This window comes from Microbacterium sp. (assembly GCF_029263575.1).
GTDB lineage: Bacteria > Actinomycetota > Actinomycetes > Actinomycetales > Microbacteriaceae > Microbacterium.
On the sequence record NZ_JAJUFV010000072.1, the window covers coordinates 1 to 15,224 of the forward strand.

Consider the following 15,224-nt stretch of genomic DNA (forward strand, 5'->3'; position numbering starts at 1 on the left):
CCGACGAACGTGGTCTTCGTCTCGTTGGCCCCGTCTTCACCGCGCGGATAGTCGATCTCGACCGGGTCGGTGCCCTCGGGCGCGCCCACGATCGAGTACAGCGGCGACTCTTCACCGAAGTACACGCGCGGCTGGAACTTCTCGCTGTCCGTCAGGAAGCCCGAGGTCGGAATACCGCGCTCGAGGAAGACCGGCTCGCCCTCGCTCGTGCGCTGGTTGCCCGCGGCGACCACCAGACCGTAGCCGTGGGTGTACACGGCGGTGCGGTTGTTCCAGTTGTTGCTGTCGCCGAGGCGGTTGACGTCGAGCTCACGGACGGCGACGACGGTGTCTTGCATGGCGCCGTCGATCTCGTAGCGGTCGACGTCGAGCGTGTCCTGGAACTGATAGTAGCCGCGGAACTGCTCGAGCTGCTGCACCGTCGGGCTGATGATGCTCGGGTCGAGGATGCGGATGGACGCCGTGGTCTCGGCGTCATCGCGCAGCTGACCGGCTTCGGCATCGGTCTCGGCCTTGAACGGCGTGACCTCGAGGTCGGCGATGTCGTACGCCTGCTTGGTGCCGGCGATGTTGCGCTCGTAGAACTCGGCCTGGAAGCTGTTCTGGTTCGGACGCACCTGGAAGGTGGTCACGACCCACGGGTAGCCGAGGCCGACGACGAGGGATGCCACGATCAGCAGCGCGGTCGCAGCCAACGGCAGGCGCCACCGGCCGATGACAGCCGTGACGAAGAACAGCACGGCGACGAGCGCCGCGATGATCGCGAGGATCGCCATACCGGGGATCGTCGCATTGACGGCGGTATAGGCGGCACCGGTGATGCGATCTTCTTCGGCGACCAGGGTCAGATAGCGATCGAGCCACAGGCTCGCAGCCTGCACGAGCAAGTAGAGACCGGCGAGCACCGCCAGCTGAATGCGTGCGGCCTTCGAGATGCGCAGCTCGCCCTGGCCGATGCGGACCGAACCGTACAGGTACGACACCAGCGCCGTGATGATCAGGCAGAGCAGGATCACCGCGGAGACGAACGCGAGCAGGATCGAGTAGAACGGCATCGCGAACAGATAGAACCCGGTGTCCATGCCGAACTCGGGGTCGGTGACGCCCGTGGCTTCACCCGTGAACCAGAGCCAGACGGTCTGCCAGTTGCCCGCCGCGGCGAAGCCGGCGAACAGACCGAAGAAGATCGGCATGCCCCACATGGCCAGGCGGCGCAACGGCTCGATGACCTCTTGGTATCGGTCGAGCTGCGAGCTCAGGCGCACGTACACCGGACGCATGCGGTAGGCCAACTGGATCACGATGAACAGCGGCACCGCCATTCCGAGGAATCCGGCGACGAACATCGCCGACACCGCAAGCCACTGCGTCGTCAGCACGTTCGCGAAGTTCAGCTGATCGAACCACAGGAAGTCTGTGTAGAGCGCAGCGAAGAGGAAGAAGGCCCCGATGATCGCGGCGATGATCACCAGCGAGATCGTGAGAATTCTTCGGGAGGTGCGAGGCGTGGCCGGATTCGGCGCCGAGGTCGTGGTCACCCGTCCATCCTACGTGCGCTGAGTTTGGTGCGCGCTGTGCGTGCGCTCTCAGCGGAACATCATTCGACGGCGCAGGTGGGAAGGCTCGCCACGTCTCCACCGTCGGCGATCACCTCGAGGATGTCGAGCGATTCCTCCAGCGTTGCGGTGCTGAGCACCGTCAGACCGTCGGGGACGTGACCGACGACCTCATCGCAGTTGGATGCGGGTGCGAGAAAGTAGGTCGCTCCGGCGTCACGAGCACCGTAGAGCTTCTGGCGGATGCCGCCGATAGGCCCGACCGTGCCTGTCGCCTCGATCGTTCCGGTGCCGGCGATGTCTTCTCCCCCGGTGAGAGGGCCAGGGGTGAGCTCATCGATGATTCCCAGTGCGAACATCATCCCCGCGCTCGGCCCGCCGACGTTATCGAGCTGAATGGTGACGTCGATCGGGAAGTCGTACTCGGTGGTCAGCTGGATACCGATCAGCCAGGTGTCGATGCCGTTGGTCGTGGTGACCTCTGGCGCCAGCGTCACCTGCTGCTCCTCGCCATCACGCAGCACGGTGAGCTCGATCTCGGCTCCCTCGCCCTGCTGGATGGCCTCGCGCAGCGCCGCGCCGCTGGTGAGGGTGACCCCGTCGGCGGCGACGATGACGTCGTCTTCTTCGAGCATGCCCTCCGACGGTGTTCCCTCGATGACGGAGACCACCTGGACCTCCGCCCCGGTGTCATAGCCGAGCTCGTCGAGCGCGGCTGCCGTGGCCTCGTGCTGCGAGTTGATCATGAGCATCGCGTTGTTCTCGTCGCGCTCTTCGGTCGTCACGCCCTCCGGGAAGACAGACTCGATCGGCACGACGGCACGAGAGGGGTCGACCCAGGCCATGGCGAGCTGAAACCACGATGGCGTGCGCTCACGGTTGCCGACCGCCTGCACGGTCGTGAGATTCAGACTGCCGCTGGTCTCGTACGTCTCGGTTCCCTCGATCTCGATGAGCGGAACCTCTTCACCGTCGGCGCTCGGTGCAGAGCCCAGCGTGTCGTACACGGGCCCCGGACGCTGGAAGACATACGGCGTCGGCAGGAAGGTGAGCACCACGAGAGAGATGAGCGCAACGATGAGCGCCCAGACGCCGAGACCGATCCGCGGCGTGCGGGCGCGCCTCGAGCTACGGGAATGAGACAAGCGAATCCTCCGTCGTTCGCGACCGGCGTACACAGATCTGCCCGCTCCGGGGTCGCGTACAGAATCCTGCAACTAGCGTAGATGGCACAGCTTGCGACGTGCTGAGAGGCGACCGACATGGCAGAGAACGAACCCAACCCCGAAGACTTCCAGGAGTTCTTGCGGCGGATGATGTCTGGCGCAGGCGGTGGCGAGTTCGATCTGAGCGCGTTGCAGAATGCGCTGGGCGGCGCTGACGGCCTCCAGCTCGACCCCGCGATGATGGCTGGGCTCATGCAGCAGCTCCAGGGCGCCTTCGGCGGCGACCCGTGGGAGAGCGCGCTGCGCCAGGCCCTGCACATCGCCAATCGCGAGGGCCAAGGCGTGACCGACGGTTCGCGCACCTCGCTCGTCGATGCCTTCGCGCTGGCGAATCTGTGGCTGGGCGAGGCGACCACCATCTCTGAGCTTTCCGAGACACCGCTCCCGATGACGCGTGGCGAATGGGTCGAGAAGACCATGCCGGTGTGGAAAGAGATCGCGGGCCCCGTCTCGACGAGCATCGCAGATGCCCTGACCGAAGCGCTCGACAGCCAGGTTCCCGACGATATGCGCGATGCGATCCAGGGGGCAGGAAAGCTCATGCGAGGACTTGGCTCGTCCGTCTTCGCCGCACAGTTCGGGCAGGTGCTCGGCAACCTCTCCCTCGAAGTCGTCTCCGGCGGCGATGTCGGCATCCCGGTTCTTCCCGCCGGCACAGCCGCCGTCATCCCGCAGAACATCACCGCATTCGGTGAGGGACTCGAGATTCCCGAAGACCAGATCGCGCTGTACCTCGCGACCCGCGAGCTGGCCTACGCACGCCTGTACCGTCACGCCAAGTGGCTGCACCTGCACGTGATGTCGCAGATCACCGACTTCGCGCGCGGCGTCACCGTCGACGTCGACGCCCTCGAAGACGTCGCCAGTCGCCTTGATCCCTCCAACCCGGAGGAGCTTCGCGCGGCGATCGAAGGCGGAGCGCTCCTTCCGGCACAGACGGATGCGCAGCGCGAGGCACTGGCACGTTTGGAGAACATCATCGCGATGATCGACGGGTGGGTCGACGTCGTCACCGCTGAGGCGACATCGCGACTGCCCGACGGTGCGCGCCTCGCGGAAGCGGCACGTCGCCGTCGCGCGGTCGGCGGCCCCGCAGAAGACGCCCTCGGCGCGCTCGTCGGGCTGAAGCTGCGCCCGCGGCGGATGCGCGAAGCATCCGCCATGTGGCAGAAGGTGACCGACGCGGTCGGCATCGCCGCACGCGACTCGCTGTGGGACTACCCCGACCTGCAGCCCACGGCGGAAGACATCGATAACCCGACCGCCCTGATCGAGCGACTGCAGGCGCGTGCCCGCGGCGAGGCACCCGCGACGGACGAATTCGACGAGGCGCTGGCGCGGCTGCTTGATGGTGATGATTTCACGGCAGCGGATGCTTCGGACGACGGAGCATCGGACGCGGATGCCTCCCCGGATAAGGCGCCTGACGGCGACGACCCCGAAGGCGAGGCGCCGGAGGGCGACAAGCCGGTATAGGTGGCGAGCGCCAGCGCTCGTTCTGCACGGATGCGTGGTCGCCGAAGTTGTCCACCGATCGGGATTTCTCGCCCCATGGCGGCATGCGCCTGAGCAGAATCGGGGTATGCCCCCGATCACGCCTCCGACGCTCACTCGGCTCGACCCGGCCTATCCCCTGCTGTGGCGCGATGCGGAAACGGTGCAGTTCGGGCTCGACGCTGTCGTGCAGATCTCGGCCGCCGAGCCATGGGTCGACCGTCTGCTGCAGGCGCTTCGCGGGGGCTTCCGCCTCAACTCGTTTGATGTGCTCGCGCATGGGGCCGGCGCACCTCGAGACGACGCCCGCGACCTTCTCGCCGCTCTGCGGCCCGTTCTGCTGACGGATGCGCCGACACGCCCGGACGTATGGATCGAGAGCCTGAACATGTCAGACTCGCGCGTCGAGGCCCGTACCGAGGTCGCGCTTCTCGACGAGGGCTTCCACACCGCCGAGCGGTCTGATTCGACAGCGGTCGGTGTGATTCTCGTGCACGGCGCGGCCTCGGCTCGCCAGCTCGCCCGCTACCTGCGCGAAGACGTCGCGCACCTGCCCGTGGCGTTCGAACCCGGCGCGATGACGATCGGCCCGCTCGTCGTGCCCGGGCAGACGCCGTGCCTGTCATGCCGTGACGGCCACGAGCGCGACCGGGATGCCTCGTGGCCGAGCCTGCACGCTCAGCTGGTCGGCGCGACCTCGGACAGGATCACAGCGGCGCGCACCGCTGAGGCCGCAGCCCTCGTTGCGCGCATCCTCTCCGCATCCGAGGGACTCGAGAGCGCGAAGAGCGTGCGGGTCAGCCCCGACGGACACCACGTCTGGCGTTCGCTGACGTTTCACGCAGAATGCCAGTGCCGTGGTCAGCCGCTGCGATCTCCGCGAGAAAGCGAGACGGCTGCCGCTCGCCTCGCCCCGCCGCGCGAGACCACGACAGCGACAGCGTGCGCGCGGCGCGCGTGATGCCCACGTACGCCAGGCGGCGCTCTTCATCGATCGCGTCGAAACCGGTGGCGTAGGAGATCGGGAGCGCGCCTTCGGCCCACCCGGCCACGTGCACATGTGCCCATTCGAGCCCCTTGGCCGCGTGCAGCGTCGACAGCGTCACGGTCTGCATCGTCGGCTCGTGCTGATCTTTCGCGCGGGCCATCAGCGACTCGCTGAAGGTGCGCAGCGTGGTGCCGGCCGGCGCCTCTTCCGCCAGGCGCAGGATCGCGCGCCGAGCTTCCCAGCCGTCACGCTGCGCTCCCCCGGCCGTGGGCGCCTCGTCGGTCAAGCCGATCTCGCGCAGCACCTTCTGCACGTTCGCGAGGAAGTCGCGCTCGGTCGGCGCGACGGATGCTCCGCGCAGCGCCAGCACGGCCTGACGCACCTCGGGCATATCGAAGAACCGCTTTCCCCCCAGCACGCTTGAGGCGATGCCGGCCTCACCGAGCGCCTGCTGGATCGCCCCTGATTGCGCGTGTGCTCGATACAGCACGGCGATGTCAGAGGGCGCGGCCCCCGCGGCGATACGCGTGCGGATCGCCGCGGCGATTCCGGCAGCCTCGTCGCTCTCGGTGTCGTAAGCGTTGAGCCTCGGCGTCTCAGCCGTCAGCGACTCCCGCGCGGCGACGAGCTCGAGTGCGCCCGGTCGCCCCCGCATCAGCGCGTTAGCCGCCGCCAGGATCGGCGGCTGGGACCGGTAGTTGGTCTCAAGTCGCACGATCGTGGCATCCGGATATGTCCTCCCGAACTCCAGGAGGTACCTTTGCTCTGCTCCGGCGAACGAGTAGATCGTCTGGCTCGCGTCGCCGACGACGCAGATGTCGCGCCGGTCGCCGAGCCAGAGCTCCAGCAGGCGATTCTGCAGCGGCGACACGTCTTGGAACTCATCCACGGTGAAGTGCCGGTACTGCTCGTGCACCGCGGTCGCCACGCGCGGCTCGGTCTCGAGCATCCCCGCACATGCCAGCAGCACGTCTTCGAAATCCAGCTGATGGCGCTCGTCTTTGACCGTCTCGAACACCCGCTGCAGCTCGACCAGCTGCTCCGCGCTGACCCGCCCCACCGATCGCCCGAGCGCCGCATACTGATCGATCGACAGCATCGAGACCTTCCGCCACTCGATCTGGCTGGCGATATCGCGCAGCGTCGGGGTGTCCAGTCGCAGCCGCAACTGCTCGGCGGCCTGACCCAGCAGTCGCACCTTGTTATCGACGATCGCCGGAGCCGGTGACCCCGTCAACGTGGGCCAGAAGAAGTTCAGCTGCGCCAGAGCCGCAGCGTGGAACGTCTTCGCCGAGACTCCTTCGACGCCCAGCTCGCGCAGTCGTCCGCGCAGCTCGCCGGCGGCCTTGGCGGTGAAGGTCACCGCCATCACCCGGTTGGGCGTGTAGGCGCCCGTGTCGACGCCGTGCGCGATGCGATGCGTGATGACGCGGGTCTTGCCGGTGCCCGCTCCAGCGAGCACGGCGACAGGCCCTCGCAGGACGGATGCGGCTTCGCGCTGCCGCTCATCCAGTGCGTCGAGTGCGCTCACTCGCCGTCCTCATACCAGAGTTGGATCAGACGCCTGGCGATGGATGCCGCCCCGGGGAGCCCCACCGGCCCATTGCCCGCCAGAGCGCTGCCGATCTCGTCGCGGGTGAACCAGCGCACGTCGATGATCTCCTCCCCGTCCGGGCGCGCGCGCCGCTCTTCGGATGCGGTCGCCCTGAAGCCGACCATGAGCGAGCGCGGATACGGCCACGGCTGCGAGTCGATGTACTGAATCGCGTCCAGTCGCACGCCCGCTTCTTCTTCGATCTCGCGGTGCACGGTGGCCTCCAGCGACTCGCCCGCCTCGACGAATCCGGCGAAGCACGAGTACATCCTGCCGCGCCAGTTGGCGTTTGCACCCAGCAGGAGTCGTTCGCCGTCGCTGCTTTCGACGGCGACGATGACGGCCGGATCGGTTCGGGGGAAGATGTCCTGCACGCACTGCGAGCAGTGCCGCGACCAGCCAGCTTGTCGCAGCTCCGTCTCGCTGCCGCAGTGCTGGCAGAAGCGTGCATCGCGCAGCCATCCGGCCAGGGCGATCGCCCCGACCAGCAGCTCGGAGCTCTCGTCATCCAGCATCCCGCCGGTATCACGCAATCCCAGCCACGTCTCATCGGGAGCCGCATCGATCGAATCCGACACCTGGCCGACGGCGGCGAGCAGCAGAGCACTGCCGTCACTGTGGCGACCGAGCAGAGCCCATTGCGCATCGCCGACCTCCGTCGGACTCACACTGACGAGTGCCCCATCGTCGACACGGACTCGCCCCTCGCGCACGACAATGACCCGCGCATCGTGGGAGGAGCGCAATGCATCGACGATCCCCGCGTCGTCGCGCAGATGCCCGGCACGATCCACAAGCGCACGGCGCACAGTCATCAAGTCCCTCTTTCGCAGGCGTGGCGTAGGCGAAACCGCACCTGCGCCGACCTACCCTAGGGGCATGGCACGGTCTCCCTTTACTCTAGCGGCGGCGGTCACGGCTGCCTTGCCCGGGGCCGAGGTCGTCGGCGCACGGACTCTGACAACTGACAGCGACGGCCGTTTCGACTCGGCCGTGGCGACGCTCTCCGACGGCCGCGAGCTGGCCATTCGCGTCGGCGACGACGATGACACGGCCCGCGAGCTGGCGAGCGAGTCGCTGGCGCTGCGGGCTCTCACCGCCGGTGCGCGTGCGATGCTGCCGTTCCAGGCGCCCGCCTACGTCGGTGAGACGCTCCTCGCCGAAGGCCGGGCGCTGGTGACCGAACTGCTGCCGGGCTTCCAGATCGAGGCCTCGCATGTTCCCGGTGGCCGCGGCGCCGCCGAGTCGATCGGAGCCTCCATCGCCGCCGTGCACGCCCTGCCCGCATCTGTCGTGCGCAACGCCGGCCTCCCCGCCCGCAGCAGCGAGGAATCCCGCGAAGACATCCGCGCGCTCGTCGATCGCGCCGCCGCCACGGGGCGCGTGCCGGCCCGGCTTACCGTGCGCTGGCGCGAAGCCGTCGGCGATGACGACCTCTGGCGGTTCGAAGCGGCCGTGACGCTCGGCGGCGTGCAGGCGACATCGTTCCTCTTCGACGATGACCCCCATCAGGGGCCGACGGTCGTCGGCCTGCTGAACTGGCACGGGCTCTCGCTGGGCGACCCTGCCGTCGACCTCGCGTGGCTGTCGTCTGCTCCGGATGCTGCGACCAGCGTGCATGCAGCGTATGCCGAAGCATCCGACCGCGCACCGGATGCCGCCCTGGCCGTTCGCGGACGCCTGCTCGCGGAACTGGAGTTCGCCCGGTGGCTCGTCCACGGCGACACCATGCGTCGCGCAGACATCATGGATGACGCAGCCCACCTGCTGGAAGCTCTCGCGGAGGGCCTGCGTGAGAACGACCTGGCGGTCATCGCCTCGCGCAGAGAAGGCGTCGATTCGGCCCTGGACGCGCTCGACAGCGTGCCGGACACCGCGGCCGCCGCGGCCAACACGTCGATGCAGACCGACGCGTACAACCCGGCCGATCTGCTGGCGGGTGAGGACGCCCCCGATGAGCTCCCCGGCGACGCGACCGAAGATCTCAGCGACGTCGCCGCGGCGTGGGATGACGAGCCGTCGACCAGCTCGGAGAGTCGCGACTCGGCCCCGAGTGCTTCGCTCCGTGAGCCTGTCGAAGGGTCGAAGACCACCCCCGACGACGTCGACTCCGCTGACGAGGCTCAGCGTGCGGCCCGTGCCGCGCTCCAGCGCTGGACGAGCTCTTCTTCTGAGTAGACCCGGTCGCCGCGGATCACCAGATCGTCGGCGACGTAGTACAGCGCGACGTCGATGTCTTCCAGCGCGACGCCGAAACGGCGGTGATAGGCGAGCCGGTACAGCGCGAGCTGCAGCATCCGCTCGTCCTGCTCGGCGGCGCCGCGCGGCGCCTTGCCCGTCTTCCAGTCGACGATCTCGATGCGACCACCCCGGTCGTCGCGGCGATACACCGCGTCGAGCTTGCAGATCATGATGTGCCCTTCGACAGGCTCAGGGACCGGGGCATCGACACGCTCAGGGACCGGGTCGCCTGACGCTGCGCCGGAAACGCCGAGGGCGAAGTCGATCTCGATCTCGACAGCGATGGGTTTGAGCGGTGCCCATTCGCTGCGCTCGAACGTCTCGCGCAGCCGCTCGAGGTCTGCTTCGTCAGCGGCCGAGACGCTGTGGGGATCTGGCTGTTCATCGTCGGTCTCCCACAGCGCGCTCTCGGGGCTCGGCGCTGTGCCCACAAGACCCGATCGGTGCTCGACCCAGGCGTGAAACAGCGTGCCCAGACGCGTCTGCCGATACGGCCGCTCGGGCATGGGTCGCGCGAGCTCGCGCACGGTGCCACCGAAATCTGTCACATAGTCCTTGAACCGCGATGCCGGCACACGCGTGGGCGCTGACGCATCGACGCCGCGCTGGCGCTGTGCGCGCTCCGCGAGCAGCCGCTGCAGCTGCACGCTCGGCTCGGGGAGGGTGTCGACAGCACGCACCATCGCCGCGGCATCCTCGACGACCGTGCGGCGATCGCCCAGCGGATCCAGCGGCCACACACTGGTCTTTCCCTCGCCGGCGTAGGGATTGTCATCGGCGTCGACCTCGGCGATCTGATCTCTGCCGAGCACGTCGAGCGCCTCGCGAAGGAACGGGCTCGCCGTGCGCGGCTTCTTCTGCCCCGCCCAGTGCGCTCCCGACAGCAACAGGTCGGTGCGCGCACGCGTGATGGCGACGTAGGCGAGGCGTCGCTCTTCCTGCTGCTGATACGCGCGATAGGCGTCTTTGAAGACGATGAGCGCGCCCGGGGCCGCCTCGCTCTTACTCGTCAACGAGGCGATGCCGACTTTGAGCCGCTTGGCCGGATCGGGCTCATCGTTGATCGGCGCATTCCACGAGAACGTCGGCAGGGCCGCACTGTCGCCGCGCAGCGCGAACGGCAGCACACCGAACCCGAACCACCCCGACGTGTCTGAGGGTCGGGACGGCAGCTCGTCTTCGACAAGACGCACGACCGCCACGGCATCCCACTCCAAGCCCTTGGAACCGTGGATCGTGAGCAGCTGGACGACGCCGGGCTCGGGCGGCTCGGGACGCGGCATCAGCTCATCGGTGCTCTCGGCCTTCTCGAGCCACGCCAGCAGGCTGGCAATCGTGCCGCGCTCGTCTGCGGCGAGGAAGGCGCGCACCTCGTCGGCGAAGGCACGCAGCTGCGTGGCGGCCACACGTGCCGGGCCGCGGGTCTCGTTCGCCGCGAGCTCGATGTCGAGGCGCAGTTCAATCTCGATCATCCGGATCAGTTCCGGAAGCGGCTGGGCCGCCGCCCGGCGCAGGCGTTCGAACATCTCACCTGCCGCGCGAATCCGCGCCCGGCCCTCGGCGGTGATGCGCGAGAGGAGCCGGTAGTCATCGGCGAGCCCGCGTACGACGTCTACGGCATCGATGATCGACACCGCCTCATCGGCACCGCGTGAGGCTCGGATGCGCGCCCGCAGCTCGTCAGGCAGCGGCAGCAGGCCGCTGTCGCGCCGCGAGAGCTCGCTCGCCAGATCGTAAAGCGCGCCCATATCGGCGACGCCGACGCCGAACCGCGGGCCGACGAGCAGTCGGATGAGAGCAGAACCGGCATTCGGGTCGTGGATGACGCGCAGAGCGGCGACGACATCGACGACCTCGGGCGTGGCGAGAAGCCCGCCGAGCCCGAGAATGCGATGCGGGATGCCGCGCGCCGCGAGCGCCTCGGCAAAGGTCTGCATGTGCCGTTTGGAGCGGAACAGAATGGCTCCGGTGTGCGGTTTCGACTCACCACCGGTGCGGGCTGCGTCGCCGTGGGCACGACGGCGCTCCGCGAACCAGTCGGCGACCTCGGCTGCTTCGTCGTGCACGGTGAGCGGGTAACGCACCTCGATCGCTCCGGGGCCGGCGCCCGGGCGCGGCTCGAGTGGCGGCACGTCGAGCCCCGGTCGCTGCAGCGGTTCGAGAACGCGGTTGGCGACATCGAGGATGGCGCTGTCGTTGCGCCAGCTCGTCATCAGGCTGTAGCTGCGCGCTTCTTCACGATCAGCGAAGGTGCGGGCGAACGCGTAGAGGTTGTCGGCGCTGGCCCCACGCCATCCGTAGATCGACTGGTGCGGGTCGCCGACCGCCATGACCGCGCTGTCGCGGAACACCGCCGAGAGGAACTGCGTCTGGATGACCGAGGTGTCTTGATACTCGTCGAGCAGCACGACACGGTGCTGAGCGACGAGATCGGCACGCACATCCGGCGATGATTCGATGATGTCGAAGGCCCCGCTGACCTGGTCGGCGAAATCAAGCACCCCACGGCGCTGCTTCTCGGCGATGTACTCCCTCACGAGCGCGGCAAGCGTCGGGAACGCGAACAGATTGTCGGCGGCCTTGGCGATGTCGACGTTACTGCGATAGGGATCGAACGCCTCAGCATGCGTGAGGGCGATACGCTCGGCTCGCCCCAGATCGGCTCGATGGTCGAGGGCATCCCCGGCCAGACGCTGCACGGCATCGACCACGGTCGCAACCGACAGCTCGATGTCTTCGAGCTGCGGCAGATCGGCCCGCAGCACGACATCACGCGCGAGCATCCACGACGCCGCCTGACTCAGCATCGCAACGTCGGGATCGCGACCGATGCGTGCGGCGTGCTCACGCACGATCGAATCCGCGAAGGCGTTATAGGTCGACACACGTGGCCGGATCAGCAGATCATCGGAGGTGCGAGGCGTCGATGCATTCCACCCGGTGTCGTACCGGGTGGCCAGCTCGTCGAGGACCTGCGTGCGCACGGCATGCTTCTGCGCCGCCGTGGATGCGGCATCGACACGGGCCAGGGCGCCCGATGCCACGATCTGCGGCACGTGCGCCAGCAGCCCGCGCCTGCCGAACTCGTCGATCACAGCGAGTCGTGCGCCGATGCGCTCGGCCAGCTCGCCGGCGGCCTTACGCGTGAAGGTGAGACCGAGAATCTCATCGCGGCGCACATGGCCGTTGGCCACGAGCCAGACGACGCGGCCCGACATCGTCTCGGTCTTGCCGCTGCCCGCACCGGCGACGACGAGGGCAGGCGTCGGTGGCGCCTCGATCACCCGCTGCTGCGCACTCGTGGGCGGTGGCTGCCCGAGCGCGGCGGCGACATCGAGCGCCGACAGCGTGCTGTCGTGCCATGCGGTCATGCGCTCACCGCCGGCACCGTGTGGATACGGCAGGGCTTGACCCGCCACTGCACGTCGGCGCAGTGCGCCTCGATGTGCGCGGTGAAGCTGCTGCCGGACATTCCCCGTGCGGCATCGGCCAGTCGGTTCAGAAAGCGTGCCCGCGCCTCGCCCTCGAGCGTGTGCTGGTGCGCGATGCGATAGTCGCTGCCTGACAGCGTCTTGGCCACGAGCAGCAGCCGTGCCCCGGCCAGAGCCGTCGCGTCCGCGCCGGCGACGAGCCCCTGCTCGACGGCAATCTGGTACGCGGCGAGCTGTGCGTGCTCTTCGACCTTGCTGTCGGAGTCTGGTTCGTACTTTCCGGTCTTCAGATCGACGACCACCACACGCTCACCGTTCGCACCCTCGGTCATGGGCGTCGTCTTCTGCCCGCGCGCGGCGGCGTGCTCACCTGCACCGCGGGGATACGCCTCGACGCGGTCGATGAATCCGTGCACGATCGCCCGGTGCGGCCCATCCGCATCCACACCGATATGCACGGCGGGCGCGGGAGGCGTCGTCCCCGCCTCGATCTCGTACGCGGCGTGCTCGGCGACCGCAACGGCGAACCGGAACTCCACCTCACTCGCGAGAACCCGGCCACGCTCGCTCTCGACTGCACGGAGGTACGCGTGCAGTCGCTCGAGGTAGACGTCGGCACGGCGATGCTCTTTGCGGCCGATCCACTCGGTCTCGAAATCGAGCTCTGGCCAGTGCTTCTCCAGGACGGCGCGCAACTTGTCGAGGTCACCGTCTGGCACCGTCTCCATCGCCTCGTGGATGATCGTGCCGATGCCAGCCGCGGGTGGCAGCACGGTATCGCCGCCGAGCGATGAGATGGCCCAGTTGAGCTCACACTCTTCGAACGACTCGAGCTTCGACGGCGACACGCGTGCCGCCTCGGTCGCGAGATCGTGCAGCCCGGCGTCGGTCGACGGCGCTGCTGTGCCGTACCAGTCGTCCGGATCAGCACCGGGAACGCCCTCGGCCGCGAGCACGGCCAGTTGCCCCGCCGCTTCTGCGCGCGCTGCGACACCCGTCGAGCTCGTGAGGGTGCGGCGATGCCGAGCGACCAGCCCGCGCAAGGTCAGCGGATGCTCAGCGGTCGGATGCTCGGACAGCGGCGGCGGGTCGGGAAGGAACGAGAACAGCGGGCTCGGGCCGGTGCTGTCGTCGTCGACAGCAGTCACGACCAGACGAGAACGTGCCCGCGACACCGCCCGCACGAAAAGGCGCAGCTCGTCGTGCAGCGCCTCGCGGCGACGGTCGAGCACGCCCGGGGTCGTCGGCTCTCGCCCCGTGCGAGCGGCCGTGATCGCGTCGGCGAGCGCCCAGGTCTCGAGCATGCCGCCACGCAGACGTGTGTTGGGCCAGACGCCGTCTTGCACACCGGCGATGACGACGGCTTCGAACTGGGTGCCCAGGGCGGTCGCCGGTGTGAGGAGGGTGACCAGGCCGGGACGGTCGGGAGTCGACAGCGTGTCTTCAGGAACTTCGCTGTCGAGGATGTCGCGCACGAAGGTCGCAGCCTGCTCGGTGGGTGTGCGCTCGACAAATCGCTTCGCGGCGTCGAACAGCGCGACGAGGGCGTCGAGCGCATGCGCGGTCTCGCCACCGCCCGGCTGATCGGCGATCTCGCGCCAGTGCCGCTGCAGTGTGGAGCCATCGCGCGCACGCGCATCGGCCCAGATGCGCCAGAGCAGCTCATGGATGGTCTCGCCTGCCTCGGCCCCCGCTGTGGTCTCGGCGAGCGTCGTGGCAAAGCGGAGGGCAACGCGTGCTTCGGGCGCGTCGACCAGGGTGAAGGTCGCCGGAAATGCCATCGCCTGACGCAGCAGTTCCGCCGCCGGGGTCGTTCCGCCTTCTGCAAGCTCGATGTGTCGCAGGCGTGCTCGCAGGCGGCGGAGGCCCACCGCATCCATTCCTCCGAACGGCGAGCACAACGCGGCGATCAGCGCCTCGGGTTCGCGCTCGTGCACCGGCTGGAGGGCGAGACGGACGATTCCGACGATGTCGCGCACGACGCCCTCACTGCCGAGCGGCCGTTGCACACCGGCGGCGCGAGTAGGCACCTCGCGGGCGGCGAGTTCGGTCTCGAGCGCGGTCACCTGTCTCGTGTCGTGCGCGATGACGGCCATGTCGCTCCAGGCGATGTCGTGGGTGAGATGCCAGTCACGCAGCGTGCCCGCGATGCGGTCGGCCTCTTCGTATGGCGAAGGCGCGAGGAACGCCTGCACGCACGGGTCGGGCGTCGTCGGCGTCGGCGCGGGTGGGCGACGGTGTTCCACACGCCCGGCGACGCCGATCGCCTGGGTGAGCGTTCGGGTCAGCTCGGTGAGCCCGGGCGCCTGACGATGTGGTGCATCGAGCACGAACACCTCATCGAGCAGCCCGGAGAGCTCGTGGAACAGCTGCGGACTCGCGCCGCGGAACGCCCCGGATGAGATGTCGGGATCGCCGAAGGCCAGCACCGCGATGCCGCGCTCACGCAGGGCCCGCACGACCGTGAGCACGCCGCGCGAGATAGCCTGAGCGTCATCGATCAGCACGACAAGCAGCGCTGAGAGCGGGCCGAGCACCGCCGCATCCGCTTCACGAACGATAGCCGCCGCCTCGCTGACAAGGTCGGCCGCATCGCGGTAAGCCGTGCGCATTCCCGCCAGCACCGTGCGGTACTCATCGGCGAAGACACCGACGGCGCGCCATACCTCGCGCTCTGATGCCTGGAGCTCGGCG

8 protein-coding genes are annotated in these 15,224 nt (G+C 68.4%); 2 read left to right on the forward strand and 6 right to left on the reverse strand.

From position 1 onward, the window contains the following. The coding region (locus Q1J95_RS08955; protein WP_300267170.1) for a UPF0182 family protein at window positions 1–1,538 on the reverse strand (1,538 nt) is incomplete at its 3' end. A gap of 59 nt (window positions 1,539–1,597) precedes the next feature. Continuing rightward, window positions 1,598–2,701, reverse strand: a complete 1,104-nt coding sequence (locus tag Q1J95_RS08960) for a PDZ domain-containing protein (protein WP_300267171.1) — start codon at window positions 2,699–2,701, stop codon at window positions 1,598–1,600. A 117-nt stretch (window positions 2,702–2,818) separates the two neighbouring features. Between Q1J95_RS08960 and Q1J95_RS08965 the strand changes: the two genes are divergently transcribed. After that, window positions 2,819–4,258: a zinc-dependent metalloprotease gene (locus Q1J95_RS08965; protein ID WP_300267172.1), complete on the forward strand. Its 1,440-nt coding sequence runs from the start codon at window positions 2,819–2,821 to the stop codon at window positions 4,256–4,258. Between the two features lie 815 nt (window positions 4,259–5,073). Here the strand turns inward: Q1J95_RS08965 and Q1J95_RS08970 are convergent. Beyond that, on the reverse strand, window positions 5,074–6,795 hold the full coding sequence (locus Q1J95_RS08970) for an ATP-dependent helicase (protein ID WP_300267173.1): 1,722 nt from the start codon (window positions 6,793–6,795) through the stop codon (window positions 5,074–5,076). After that, on the reverse strand, window positions 6,792–7,673 hold the full coding sequence (gene nudC / locus Q1J95_RS08975; RefSeq protein WP_300267174.1) for an NAD(+) diphosphatase: 882 nt from the start codon (window positions 7,671–7,673) through the stop codon (window positions 6,792–6,794). The genes Q1J95_RS08970 and nudC overlap by 4 nt, the downstream gene beginning before the upstream one ends. Before the next feature lie 64 nt (window positions 7,674–7,737). Here nudC and Q1J95_RS08980 point away from each other — a divergent pair, with 64 nt between their 5' ends. After that, entirely contained in the window at window positions 7,738–9,036 is a 1,299-nt protein-coding gene (locus tag Q1J95_RS08980; RefSeq protein WP_300267175.1) for a hypothetical protein, read from the forward strand. Here the strand turns inward: Q1J95_RS08980 and Q1J95_RS08985 are convergent. Together Q1J95_RS08985 and Q1J95_RS08990 are read right to left on the reverse strand one after the other, a co-directional pair. Continuing rightward, window positions 8,982–12,470: an ATP-dependent DNA helicase gene (locus tag Q1J95_RS08985; RefSeq protein ID WP_300267176.1), complete on the reverse strand. Its 3,489-nt coding sequence runs from the start codon at window positions 12,468–12,470 to the stop codon at window positions 8,982–8,984. The genes Q1J95_RS08980 and Q1J95_RS08985 overlap by 55 nt on opposite strands. Next, window positions 12,467–15,224: UrvD/REP family ATP-dependent DNA helicase (locus Q1J95_RS08990; RefSeq protein WP_300267177.1), on the reverse strand; the 2,758-nt coding region annotated here is incomplete at its 5' end. The genes Q1J95_RS08985 and Q1J95_RS08990, both read right to left, overlap by 4 nt.

Coding starts and splice junctions, on each gene's coding strand:
- Q1J95_RS08985 (WP_300267176.1), bottom strand. CDS start 12,470: ATGACCGCATGGCACGACAGCACGCTGTCGGCGCTCGATGTCGCCGCC.
- Q1J95_RS08965 (WP_300267172.1), top strand. CDS start 2,819: ATGGCAGAGAACGAACCCAACCCCGAAGACTTCCAGGAGTTCTTGCGG.
- nudC (WP_300267174.1), bottom strand. CDS start 7,673: ATGACTGTGCGCCGTGCGCTTGTGGATCGTGCCGGGCATCTGCGCGAC.
- Q1J95_RS08980 (WP_300267175.1), top strand. CDS start 7,738: ATGGCACGGTCTCCCTTTACTCTAGCGGCGGCGGTCACGGCTGCCTTG.